The following is a 12,399-nucleotide window of genomic DNA, read 5'->3' on the forward strand; positions in this document are numbered from 1 at the left end:
AGGGCGGCACTTCTGCCGTTCATCCGGTCATCCGACCTTGGGGGGTTGGCGTGAGGATCAGAAAACGAATCGCCGGGCTGCTCGTGGGCCTGCTCGCAGCCAGCGGACTGATGGTGGCACCCGCGGCGCACGCGGACACCACCGCCGTCCTCGGCAACAACACCACCGGCACCGCCACCGACTCCGGTGACTCGAACTACATCAACACCTCGCGCTTCGTGACCGGTGCCAGCGGCGGCACCGTCAACAGCGTCAGCGTGTACGTCGGCGCCGTCGGCGCCACGCCCAACGACCAGTACCAGGTCGCGGTGTACGGCGACGTGGCCGGCAAGCCCGGCCCGCTGCTGGGCTCCTCCGCCTCCGGCACGCTCACCGCGCACGCCTGGAACACCCTGCCGGTCGCCGCCACGCTCGCGCCGAACACGCCGTACTGGCTGGCGTACAACTCCAACGGCGTCTCCGCCGCGGTCAACAACCTGAACTACTCCACCGGCGGCCAGAGCGGGTACTCCACCGGCGGCACCGCCTTCGGCACCTGGCCCAGCAGCTTCGGCGCCGTCTCCACCGGCTCGCTGAACTACTCCATCTACGCCACCTACACGCCCTCCGGCGGCGGTGGCGGCACGCCCGGCAGCGGACCCGGCAACGAGGGCCCGATCCTGCTGGTCACCAACCCGGCCGACCCGTACACCGCGTACTACGGGGAGATCCTCAAGGCCGAGGGCCTGAACTACTACAAGACCGTCGACCTGGGCAGCGTCACCGCGACCGTGCTCAACTCGTACGACGTGGTGCTGCTGGCGGAGAACCCGCTGACGGCCGCCCAGACCACCATGTTCAGCACCTGGGTGAACGGCGGCGGACGGCTCGTCGCGATGCGGCCCGACAAGCAGCTCGCCGGGCTGCTCGGCCTCACCGCGACCACCGACACACTGGCCGACAGCTACCTGAAGATCGACACCACCGCGGCGCCCGGCGCCGGACTGACCTCCGACACCATCGGCTTCCACGGCACCGCCGACAAGTACGCCCTGAACGGCGCCACCGCCGTCGCCACCCTGTACAGCGACACCGCGGTCGCCACCACCAACCCGGCCGTCACGCTGCGCACCGTCGGCACCGGCCAGGCCGCCGCGTTCACCTTCGACCTCGCCAAGTCCGTCGTGCGGACCCGCCAGGGCAACGCCGCCTGGGGCGGCCAGCAGCGCGACAACGTCGACGGCATCGAGGCCAGCGAGATGTTCTTCGGCACCGGCGGACAGCTCAACTGGAACAACCTGGACAAGGCGCAGATCCCGATCGCCGACGAGCAGCAGCGCCTGCTCGCCAACCTGATCACCACCATGGACGCCGCCAAGAAGCCGCTGCCGAAGTTCTGGTACTTCCCGCGGGACGTCAAGGCCGTCGTGGTGATGACCGGTGACGACCACGGCATCGGCGGCACCGGCGGGCGCTTCGACGGCTACGTCGCGCAGAGCCCGGTCGGCTGCAACGTCGCCAACTGGGAGTGCGTGCGCGCCTCGTCCTACATCTACACCGACGACCCGCTGACCGACGCCCAGGCCAAGGCCTACTCCGACCAGGGCTTCGAGATCGGCGTGCACGTCACCACCAACTGCACCCCGTGGGGCACCCCCGCCGACCTGCAGAACGTCTACGTCACCCAGCTCGGCGCCTGGAAGGCCAAGTACACCTCGCTGCCCAACCCGGACAGCACCCGCACCCACTGCGTCGAGTGGGACGACTGGGCGACCCAGGCCAAGACCAAGCTCGCCAACGGCATCCGGCTGGACACCGACTACTACTACTACCCGGCCAGCTTCGTGCAGGACCGGCCCGGCTACTTCAACGGCACCGGCCTGCCGATGAAGTACGCGGACAGCGACGGCAGCACCATCAACGAGTACCAGGCCACCACCCAACTCACCGACGAATCCGGGCAGTCCATGCCGGGCACCGTCAACACGCTGCTGGACAACGCCTACAACTCCAAGGGCTACTACACCGTCCTGACCGCCAACATCCACACCGACTACGCCGCCTCCACCTCCTCCGACCAGGTCATCGCCTCGGCCAAGGCGCACGGCGCCCCGGTCGTCTCCGGCCGCCAACTGCTGAACTGGCTGGACGCCCGCAACGGCTCCGCGTTCTCCGGGATGGCCTGGAGCAGCAACACGCTGAGCTTCAGCATCACCGGCGGCGCCAACGGCCTGCGCGCGATGGTCCCGGTCAACTCGGCGGCGGGCACGCTCACCGGCGTCAAGCGCGGCACCACCAGCGTCAGCTACCGCATCGAGACCATCCACGGCATCTCCTACGCCTTCTTCGACGGCAACGTCGGCTCCTACACCGCGACGTACGGCACCGACACCACCGCGCCGACCGTCACCGGCTCCGTGCCGGCCAACGGCGCCACCGGCGTGTCGGCCACCGCCCCGGTGAAGGCCTCGTTCAGCGAGCCCGTCCAGGCGAGCACCGTCAACGGCACCAACGTCACCCTGAAGACCACCGCCGGCTCCACCGCGGTGCCCGGCACCGTCGCCCTGGACGCGGCCACCAACACCGTCACCTTCACCCCGAGCGCCGCGCTCTCGCTCAGCACCGGCTACACGCTGAGCGTCACCAACGTGAAGGACCTGGCGGGCAACACCCAGACCGCGGCCTACACCGCGGCCTTCACCACGGCCGGCGCGCCGCCGCAGACCATCGGCAACAGCGCGGTCGGCACCCAGCTCGACGACACCGACTCCAACCACCTCAACGGTTCCAAGATCACCACCGGGGCCTCCGCCATCGCACTGACCTCGCTCAACGTGCACACCGGGCAGATCAGCGCGGCGCCCAACAACCAGTTCCAGATCGCCATCTACAGCGACAACGCCGGCTCGCCCGACGCCCTGCTGGCCACCAGCTCGGTCGGCACGCTGAGCGCCAACGCCTGGAACAGCGCGCCGATCACCTACACGCTGGCGGCCAACACCACGTACTGGGTGATCTACAACTCGAACGGCACCAGCTCCACCGTCAACAACATGCACTACAGCTCGGGCCCGGCCGGTTCGGGCGCCTACAGCAGCGCGTCCGTCCCGTTCGGGACCTTCCCGGCCAGCTTCGGCACCGCCGTGAAGGACAACCTCGTGTACTCGCTGTACGGCACCTACTGAGTGCAGCGAGCGCACCCAGCGCACCGAGTTCACTGCCGGGGCGGTCCGGGCCACGTTCGCGTGGTACGGACCGCCCCGGCGGTTCGTCAGATCGCCATCCCCGCAGGGGCTTCGGAGGGCAGGTCGCCCGCCTTGGCCTTGACCACGAACAGGGCGGAGAGCAGGGCCACCGCGGCGAAGGCCACGCCGACCACGAAGGCGTGCGACACCGCGTACGCCAGCACCTGGTTGGCCCAGGAACTGCCGGGCGGGAAGGACTGGTGCTCCTGCGCGTACTGCAGGTCGGCGGGGGAGGCGTGGGCCGCGAAGTCCGCCTGCTGGCGGTTGCCCTCGCTGGTGGCCGCCTTGGCGAATACCGTGGTGAGGATCGACAGGCCGACCGAACCACCGATCTGCTGCACCGAGTTGAGCAGGCCCGAGGCGGCCCCGGTCTCGTGCGCCGCCACCCCGGACACCGCCATCAGCATCACCGGCACGAAGATCAGGCCCATGCCGAAGCCGAAGGTGACCGTGGGGCCGAGCACGGCGGCCGTGTAGCTGCTGTGCACGTCCGTCTGCGTCAGCCAGCTCAGGCCGGCGGTGACCAGGACGGACCCGGTGACCAGGAAGGGCTTGGGGCCGATCCGGGCCTGGAAGGTGGAGGCGACCTGGGCCGCGATGATGATCGCCACGCTGATCGGGAGGAAGGCCACGCCGGCCTTCAGCGCGCTGTACCCGAGGACCCGCTGCACGAAGAGCGTGACGTAGAAGAAGATGCCGAACATGGCGGCGGCCAGGCAGAGCATCATGATCAGGCCGCCGGTGCGGTTGCGGTCCCGCAACAGCCCCAGCGGGGTGATGGGTTGGGCGGTGCGCCGCTCGATCAGCACGAAGGCGACCAGCAGCACGGCGCCGACCGCGAAGGACGCGACGGTCACGCCGCTGCCCCAGCCCGCCTTCGGGTCGGCCGCGTGGATGAACCCGTAGACCAGGCTGACCAGGCCGAGCGTCGAGGTGAGCGCGCCCGGCAGGTCGAAGGTGCCGGCCCGGCGCTCGGACTCGTTGATGTACTTCGGCGCGGCGAAGGCGATCAGTGCGGCGATCGGCACGTTCACGAAGAACACCCAGCGCCAGTTCAGGTACTCGGTGAGCACGCCGCCGGCCAGCAGGCCGATCGCCGCGCCGGAACCGGCCACCGCCGAGAAGACGCCGAATGCGCGGTTCCGCTCCGGCCCCTCCTTGAAGTTGGTCGCGATCAGGGCGAAGGCCGTCGGTGAACAGATCGCCCCGCCGATGCCCTGCAGCGCGCGGGCCGCGAGCAGCATGCCGCCGTTCTGCGCGAAGCCGCCGAGCAGCGAGGCCAGCCCGAACAGCAGCACGCCGACGACGAACACCCGGCGGCGGCCGAGGATGTCGCCCGCCCGCCCGCCGAGCAGCAGCAGGCCGCCGAAGGTCAGCGTGTAGGCGTTGATCACCCAGGACAGGTTGGTGGTCGAGAACTTCAGCGCGTCCTGGATGTGGGGGAGCGCGATGTTCACGATGGTCGCGTCCAGCACGACCATGAGCTGGGTGGCCGCGATGACCGTGAGCGTGATGTTCTTGCTCCGGCCCCCGTCGGGCCCGGGCGGAGCGGACTTGCTGAGCGTGTCGGAAACAGCCACTGAGTGCCCCCTGCTGATCACTGCTGCCGTTCGGTAAGGTGCATCGACGATGCGGACAGTGAACGCTCGCGTTCACTGTGAGGGACGATAGACCCGCGCCGTTAGTGAACGCAACCGTCTTTTAGGGTGGATGACGATGGATCAGCCGGACCGGCACGATCGGCGCCGATCGACCGTCGGCGCCCCGGAGGGCGCCCCGCAGCGCCGCCGCGGGAAGGCCCTGGAGGCGGCGATCTTCGAGGCCGCGATCGAGCAGCTCACCTCCGGCGGCTTCGCCCGGATGACCATGGAGGGCGTGGCCGGGGCGGCCCAGACCGGCAAGGCCGCGCTGTACCGCCGCTGGAACTCCAAGGCCGACCTGGTGGTGGACGCGCTGGCCGCCGCCCTGCCGCCGCCGACCGGCGTCCCCGACCTCGGCTCCGCCCGGGACGAGCTGCGGCGGGTCGTCGAGGCCTACGTGGCCGTGGTGGGCTCCCCGATCGGCGCCGCCATCCACACCCTGATGGGCGAGTTCGACCACGAGCGCGCCGAGTCCTTCAAGGACTTCCTGCAGGAGCGGGTGGTCGCGCCGGGCGTCGAGGTGATCCTCGACATCCTCCGCCGGGGCGAGGAGCGCGGCGACGTCCGCCGCGGCGCGGCGGTCCCTGCGGTCGCCGACGTGCTCCCCGCCATGCTGCTGTACCGCGCCAAGCTCTGCGGCGGCGTGCTCGACGAGGCGTTCGCCACCGAGCTGTTGGAGCAGGTCCTGCTGCCGATGGTCCGGCCGTAGCGGTCCGGCCGGGGCCCGCCCGCCCGCCGCGGTCGCCCGGCCGGGGCGCGGGCGCGGCGGCGTACGCTGGGAGGGGCCCGGAGCCCCCGTCCCGCGGGGCCCGGTCGCCCGCCGTGCCCCCTCAGCGAACGGAACCGCGATGCCGTACGACCCGCCGACCCACGCGGTCGAGCGCTCCCTGCGCCGGGCCGGCGCCCGCGTGGTGGCCGGGCTGGACGAGGTCGGCCGGGGCGCCTGGGCCGGTCCGGTCATGGTCGGCGCCGCCGTCACGGGGCTGCGCCGCCCGCCGGAGGGGCTGACCGACTCCAAGCTGCTCACCGAGCGGCGCCGGGTCGCGCTGGCCCCGGTCCTGGAGGAGTGGGTGACGGCGTACGCGCTCGGTTCCGCCTCGGCCCGGGAGTGCGACGATCTGGGCATGACCGCCGCGCTCCGACTGGCCGCCCTGCGCGCCCTGGAGGCCCTGCCGGTGCGGCCCGACGCGGTGATCCTGGACGGCAAGCACGACTACCTGGGCGGGCCCTGGAAGGTCCGCACGGTGATCAAGGGCGACCAGTCCTGCGTCTGCGTGTCCGCGGCCTCGGTGCTGGCGAAGGTCCGGCGGGACGCGCTGATGGCCGAACTCGGCGCGGAGCACCCGGCGTTCGCCTTCGGGGAGAACGCCGGGTACCCGTCGCCGACGCACCGCGCCGCCCTGGAGGAGCTCGGCCCGACCGAGCACCACCGGCTGTCCTGGTCCTACCTGGACGCCCTGCCGCGCTGGAGCCACCTCAAGCGGCAGCGCACCCCGGTCGACACCGGTGAGCAACTCTCCCTGGGTTTCTGAGGGTTTCCTGGCGGTCGGGCCCGGTCCGCGAACGGTCCGGCGCGCGCTCCGCCATCCCTTTTCCTGACGGTTCGTCAGCATTCGTCCGCCGGTCACCGGGGCGTCGTCGCCACCGTGCGCACAGCGCGCCACACTTCCAAGGGGTGGGGTGCCCGTGCGCGTCCGACCGGCATTTGATAGGAATCCGGGTATGCCTGTCTTCCCCGAGGAGCCGGAGATTCACGAGACGATCCCGGGCCCGGGCGTTCCCCTTCCCCACAAGTCGGACGCACCTGCCCCCCGTATGCCTTCCTCCACCGCCGTCGCCGCACCGGTCCCGGGCCCGCGCCCCGGCCCGCCGCGCCCCGCTCCGCCCCGTGCCGACCGTCCGGTCCCCGGTCCCCGGCCCCCGGCCCGACCCAAGCCCGGCCCCGCGCCGCGCCCCGGTCGGCCGGAGGTCCAACTCCTGCCCGCCGCCGCGGCCGAGGCGATCGACCGCGCCGACGAGGCGGTGGACGCGCTGCTGGAGTCCGGCCGCCGCCCCGGCGACGTGCTGGTCCTGACGGTCGGCGAGTCGCACCCCTGGCAGGAGCACGAGCTCAGCTTCGGCGAGGAGCGCTACTGGGCGCAGCTCGCCGACGGGGGCGACGTGTTCTACGCCGACGCCGCCGCGACGCGCCCGCTCCGCCGGGACGTGGTGGTCCTGGTCGTCAACGAGGTCCGTCCGGAACGGGTGGCCGTTGCGGCGCGCAAGGCGCTGGAGCGGGCCGCGAAGCTCCTGGTGGTCTGCGGCGAGACGGAGACCGTCGCCCCGCTGTTCGCCTGAGCGGAGCTCCGACCGGCGGCCCGTCCGCCTTCCGTCCTTCCGCCTTCCGTCCGTTCGCCCGGGTGCTCCGGTCGGCCGTCCGCAGCGCCGTCCGGTCAGCGGGCGGCGGCGCGGCGGACGGTCCGGCCGTCCTCGTGGACACCCTCCAGGGCGCGGACCGCGCTCAGCGAGGTGACCGGGGCGATCGGCGGCTGCTGGAGCAGTGGCGCTCCGGGCGCCGTGGCGCACGCATCGAGCGGGAGGCGCGGCGGCAGTTCGGTGACGGTGTGGATCGGACCGAGCGTCCACGACCCGGAGTGCGGGTTGCGCCCGCGCCGACCGTCCCCGAGCGACTGCCAGCCGGCCGGCGTGAGCGTCAGGTACGAGCCGCAGCGCAGACCGTGCAGTTCGGCGGCGGCGCGGAGCGCCCACATCCAGGCGCCGTCCTGCTCGGTCCAGTCCGGGCCGCCCTCGCGGCAGCGCAGCAGGACCGCGGTCCTGCTCGGCCTGTGCCGCTTCAGGTCGTGCGGAGTGACCCGGCGGAGATGGCCGAGCAGCGCGTTGCGGTGGTCCCACCCGTCGTCGAACTGCGGTCGGACGCCGAAGGAGGCGGACGCCACCACCCGGTTCCCGGCGTCCAGCACCGCGACCACCGTGGTGCCCGGCTGCGGGAGGTGGCGCTGGTGCAGTTCGGTGACGAACTCCCGGGGCGCCCGGAGGAGGGGCACGCCGTAGCTCCTCCACTCCGGCAGGGAGATGCTCCGGTGGCCGTCGCAGCGGGAAGGACCTCGGTCGATGCCGTTGATCACGATCCTCCTTCCCGCGCCCGCGCCCCCTGGGGTGCGCGAGCGTACGCCGAAGGCCGGGTCCGACGGACCGGGCACTGGATACCTTCCAATTCTCGATGGAGAGCAGTCCGAGCGGCAATGATGAAATGACGAACGCGGCCCGAAAACCGAGCTTCTGCCGGATATGTTCCACGCTCTCGACAGGGCCATTCGGCTGACCTGTCGGTGAGCGGTGGGTGTACGGCTCGGAACGCTCCGGTGTACGCCCTCTCCACGCCCCGGTGCGCCATCCCGACCGGGGGCGTCGAGGCGCGTGGGTTTCCGGCCACCGGCCGCCGGGCAACGCCCCGGTCACCGGCTGTCGGCTGCCGGCCGCCAGGCGGCGCCCCGGCGGTCGGTCGCGCGTGCTCCCGCCCCCGCCCGGGTCGGGCGGGGGCGGGTCCTCACCCCCGGACGGCGAGGACGAGCGGGAGCACGGCGGTGGCTCCGGCCTGGCGGAGCAGCCGAGCGGCGACCGTCAGCGTCCAGCCCGAATCCACCAGGTCGTCGACCAGGAGGACCGGGCCCGGCGCGGCGGCCAGGGATTCGGCCAGGTCCGGTGGGAGGACGAGCGCCCCGGCGACCGAGCGCAGCCGTTGGGCGCTGTTGCTGCGCGGGCCGTGCGGCGGTTCCCCGGTGGCGTACTCGACCCGGCCGAGCAGCGGCATCCGGCCGATCGAGGCCAGGCCGCCCGCCAGCTCGGAGAGCAGGCGGGGGCGGGTGGAGGAGGCGAGCGCGACGACCCCGACCGGGCGGTCTAGCCGCTGGCCGTCCGCCCCGGTCGGCCCGGCCCAACCGCCGGGGCCGCGGGCCCAGTCCGCCACCACCCCGACCATCGCGTCCAGCACCTCGCGCGGCAGCGGTCCGTCCGGGGAGTGCTCGTCCAGCAGCGAGCGCAGGCGCCCGCCCCAGCCGATGTCGGACAGCCGGCCCAGGGCGCGCCCCGGCTCGGCCTGCTGGGCGGCGGGGATCCGGCCCTTGAGCGGGACGCCCAGGGACTCCATGCCGGTGGGCCACATCCGCCTGGTCTCGAAGGAGACGCCGGGGCGGCCGAGCGCGGCCCGGGCCGCGTCCAGCGCCTCGGCGGAGACCTCCGCGGAGTGCCGGGGCGGGGCGCAGCGGTCGCACCGGCCGCACGGGGCGGCCTCGGGATCGTCGAGCTGGCGGCGCAGGAACTCCATCCGGCATCCCTCGGTGGCCACGTACTCCCGCATCGCCTGCTGTTCGGCCTCGCGGGCCCGGGCGACCTTGGCGTACCGCGCGGCGTCGTACTGCCACGGCTCGCCGGTGGACTCCCAGCCGCCGCGCACCCGGCGGACCGCGCCGTCCACGTCGAGCACCTTGAGCATGGTCTCCAGCCGGGTGCGGCGGAGGTCGACCGAGGTCTCCAGGGCGGCGGTGGAGAGCGGGCGGCCCGCCTCGGAGAGCGCGTCCAGCGTGCGGCGGACCTGCTCCTCGGCGGGGAAGCCGATCGAGGCGAAGTACCGCCAGATCGCCTCGTCCTCCCGGCCGGGGAGCAGCAGGACCTCGGCCCGGTCCACCCCGCGCCCGGCCCGGCCGACCTGCTGGTAGTAGGCGATCGGGGAGCTCGGCGAACCGAGGTGCACCACGAAGCCGAGGTCCGGCTTGTCGAAGCCCATGCCGAGCGCGGAGGTGGCGACCAGCGCCTTGACCCGGTTCTCCAGCAGCGCCGCCTCGGCCTCGCGGCGCTCCGCGTCCTCGGTCCGCCCGGAGTAGGAGGCGACCTGGTAGCCGCGCCCGCGCAGGAACGCGGTGACCTCCTCGGCGGCGGCCACCGTGAGGGTGTACACGATGCCGGAGCCCGGGAGGTCGGGCAGGTGGTCGGCGAGCCAGGCCAGCCGGTGCGCCGGGTCGGGCAGCGGCAGCACCGCCAGGCTGAGGCTCTCCCGGTCCAGCGGCCCGCGCAGCACCAGGGCCTGCGCGTCGCCCGCGCCGGTGCCGAGCTGCTCCGCGACGTCCGCGGTGACCCGGGCGTTCGCGGTCGCCGTGGTCGCCAGCACCGGTACGCCGGGGGAGAGCTCGGCCAGCATGGTGCGCAGCCGCCGGTAGTCGGGCCGGAAGTCGTGCCCCCAGTCGGAGATGCAGTGCGCCTCGTCCACCACCAGCAGGCCGGTGGAGGCGGCGAGCTTGGGCAGCACGTGGTCGCGGAAGTCGGGGTTGTTCAGCCGCTCCGGGCTGACCAGGAGGACGTCGACCCGGCCGTCGGCGACCTCCTGCTGGATCTCCGACCACTCCTCGGGGTTGGCCGAGTTGATCGTCCGGGCGCGGATGCCCGCCCGGGCCGCCGAGTCGACCTGGTTGCGCATCAGGGCCAGGAGCGGGGAGACGATCACCGTCGGCCCGGCGCCGCGTGCGCGGAGCAGCGCCGTGGCGATGAAGTAGACGGCGGACTTGCCCCAGCCGGTGCGCTGGACGACCAGGGCGCGGCGGCTGTCCACCACCAGTGCCTCGATGGCCCTCCACTGGTCCTCGCGCAGGGCCGCGGCCGGGCCGGCGAGGTCGCGCAGCACGGCTTCCGCGGCGGCTCGGACGGCGTCGCGGTCGGCGGGGGTGGTCGGGTGGAGCTCGCGCGTCTGCATGGGGTCATGGATACCGTGCGGCACGGACGGACCGCGAATGACCGGCTGTGGACAGAGTGGCGTTCATCGGTTGATCTGCTGTCAAATCGCCGTGAAAGCCTTGGGAACTGGTCCATTCGGGTGAGTAGATGCTGAACCCCCCGATTTATCCACAGGGTCGGGCGAATTCTCCGCAGTCGGGCGCGGTCCGGTCCAAGCTTTCCGCCATGACCGCAGACGACCGCACCACCACCCCCGTCCCCAACCCCGGCCACCTGCCCGTCCGGCTGCGCGGCCCCGCCGACATGGCGGAGATGCTGCCCTACCTGCTCGGCTTCTTCCCCGACGACAGCATCGTCGCGGTGGGCCTGCAGGGCTCCGCGCTCGACCAGGGCGGCGTGATCCGGATCGACATCCCGGAGGATCCCGCCTGCTGGGAGCGCACCGCCGAGGAGGCCGCCCGGCTCCTGGTTGAGCTCTCCGAGCAGCGTGACCGCCGCCCCGTCCAAGTCCTGCTGTACCTGTGCCGGGATCCCGACGACGGCGCCCGCGCGTCCGGGGGCGGGTCCGCCGTGCTGGCGCGGCTCCGCCCGCTGGCCGCCGCGCTCGCCCGGGCCTTCCGGAACGAGCAGGTGGCCGTCAAGGAATCGCTGTGCGTCTCCGCCGGCCGCTGGTGGTCCTTCCTGTGCGCCGAAGCCGACTGTTGTCCGCCGGACGGCACTCCGGTCCGGGCGGCCCACCAACCGAGCCCGCTCGCCGCGGCGGCCACGTTCGCGGGGCTCGCCCCGCGGGGCAGCCGCAAGGCGATCGTGGCCGGGCTGACCCCGATCGGCCCGCCGGGCTCCGAGGTCCAGCGCCGGGCCCTGGAGGACGCCGGGCCGCCCTTCATCCGTGAGTTGGCCGGGCCCGGCGGCCGGGTCGCGGCCGTCGAGCGCACCGCCGGGCTGCTCGCCGAGGCGATGGCCGAATTCCGCGCCGGAGCACGCGAGTTGGACAGCGCCCGCACCGCCAGACTGCTGATCGGCATGCAGGACAAACTCGGTCGGGACCGCGCCGCCGAGTACGCCGAGCCCGACGAACTCGTTGCCGCCCAGCGGCTGTGGCGGTTCCTGATCCAACGCTGCGTCGACCCGTTCGAACACCTCGCCGCCCCGCCGATGACCTTGCTGGCCTGGACGTCCTGGCTGGCGGGAGACTCGGCCACGGCCCGGATCGTGCTGGCCAGGGCGCTGGAGCTGGAACCGGACTACACCCTGGCCCGGCTCCTCTACGAATCGCTCAACTGCGGCATCGCCCCGGAGGCACTGCTCCGGGTGATCCGCCGCGAGCGCACCGCCCGCCTGCGGGCCGAGCAACCCACGCGCCTGGCCGAACTCCCGCCGGGGGCGCCCCCGGAAGCCTCCGCCGACCCGGCGGGCGCCGGAGGCGGGGCGGCCGCCGAGGGCGGAACCGCTCCGCGGGAGCCGGGCGGGACCCCCGGGCCGCAGGGGCCGATCCCCGGACCGGCCGGGCCGTCCGCCGCACCCCGCCCCGGAGGCACCGGCCTGACACCACCGGCCGGGCCCGGGCGGTCCGAAACCCCGGACCAGGCCCCGGCCGACGGGGCGCCGGGCGACGACCGACCGACGCCTCCGACCGCTCCACCCGACGGGCCGTCAGCCGCCGCGGCCTGCCGGGCCGAGCGGGTGCGCGGCCCGCGCGCCCACCGCGTCGTCCCGGCGGGCGCCAAGGTCCGGCAGGTCCGGCCGCACCGAAGCCGACGCACGATCGGAGACTGACATGCGAACCCTCGACCCGCGGCTGCGCGGCAGGC

The 12,399-nt window shown here is 73.3% G+C and carries 8 protein-coding genes; 5 read left to right on the forward strand and 3 right to left on the reverse strand.

The window, feature by feature from the left end; translation table 11 throughout:
* The first annotated feature begins 110 nt into the window (after positions 1-110).
* The gene (locus tag ACFY00_RS26770; RefSeq protein WP_388034106.1) at positions 111-3,164 is read left to right on the forward strand and encodes an Ig-like domain-containing protein; all 3,054 of its coding nucleotides are present in this window, start codon (positions 111-113) and stop codon (positions 3,162-3,164) included.
* Positions 3,165-3,250: 86 nt separating this feature from the next.
* On the opposite strand, the gene ACFY00_RS26775 is transcribed toward ACFY00_RS26770, so the two are convergent.
* Positions 3,251-4,804: an MFS transporter gene (locus tag ACFY00_RS26775; RefSeq protein WP_388034107.1), complete on the reverse strand. Its 1,554-nt coding sequence runs from the start codon at positions 4,802-4,804 to the stop codon at positions 3,251-3,253.
* Positions 4,805-4,934: 130 nt separating this feature from the next.
* On the opposite strand from ACFY00_RS26775, the gene ACFY00_RS26780 reads away from it, so the two are divergent.
* The 3 genes from ACFY00_RS26780 to ACFY00_RS26790 all read left to right on the forward strand — a co-directional run bounded on the left by ACFY00_RS26780 (position 4,935) and on the right by ACFY00_RS26790 (position 7,201).
* Complete coding sequence (locus tag ACFY00_RS26780; protein ID WP_388034108.1) at positions 4,935-5,573, forward strand: TetR/AcrR family transcriptional regulator; 639 nt, start codon at positions 4,935-4,937, stop codon at positions 5,571-5,573.
* A 139-nt stretch (positions 5,574-5,712) separates the two neighbouring features.
* Entirely contained in the window at positions 5,713-6,396 is a 684-nt protein-coding gene (locus ACFY00_RS26785) for a ribonuclease HII (RefSeq protein ID WP_388034109.1), read from the forward strand.
* 283 nt (positions 6,397-6,679) lie between these two features.
* The gene (locus tag ACFY00_RS26790; RefSeq protein WP_388034110.1) at positions 6,680-7,201 is read left to right on the forward strand and encodes a hypothetical protein; all 522 of its coding nucleotides are present in this window, start codon (positions 6,680-6,682) and stop codon (positions 7,199-7,201) included.
* 95 nt (positions 7,202-7,296) lie between these two features.
* On the opposite strand, the gene ACFY00_RS26795 is transcribed toward ACFY00_RS26790, so the two are convergent.
* On the reverse strand, positions 7,297-7,977 hold the full coding sequence (locus ACFY00_RS26795; RefSeq protein WP_388034131.1) for a hypothetical protein: 681 nt from the start codon (positions 7,975-7,977) through the stop codon (positions 7,297-7,299).
* Positions 7,978-8,411: 434 nt separating this feature from the next.
* Positions 8,412-10,607: a DEAD/DEAH box helicase gene (locus ACFY00_RS26800; protein ID WP_388034111.1), complete on the reverse strand. Its 2,196-nt coding sequence runs from the start codon at positions 10,605-10,607 to the stop codon at positions 8,412-8,414.
* A 206-nt stretch (positions 10,608-10,813) separates the two neighbouring features.
* On the opposite strand from ACFY00_RS26800, the gene ACFY00_RS26805 reads away from it, so the two are divergent.
* Entirely contained in the window at positions 10,814-12,364 is a 1,551-nt protein-coding gene (locus ACFY00_RS26805) for a DUF4192 family protein (RefSeq protein WP_388034112.1), read from the forward strand.
* Positions 12,365-12,399 lie beyond the last annotated feature (35 nt).

It is taken from the genome of Kitasatospora sp. NPDC001540, from assembly GCF_042894345.1.
In the GTDB taxonomy this organism is placed as follows: Bacteria; Actinomycetota; Actinomycetes; order Streptomycetales; family Streptomycetaceae; genus Kitasatospora; species Kitasatospora phosalacinea_C.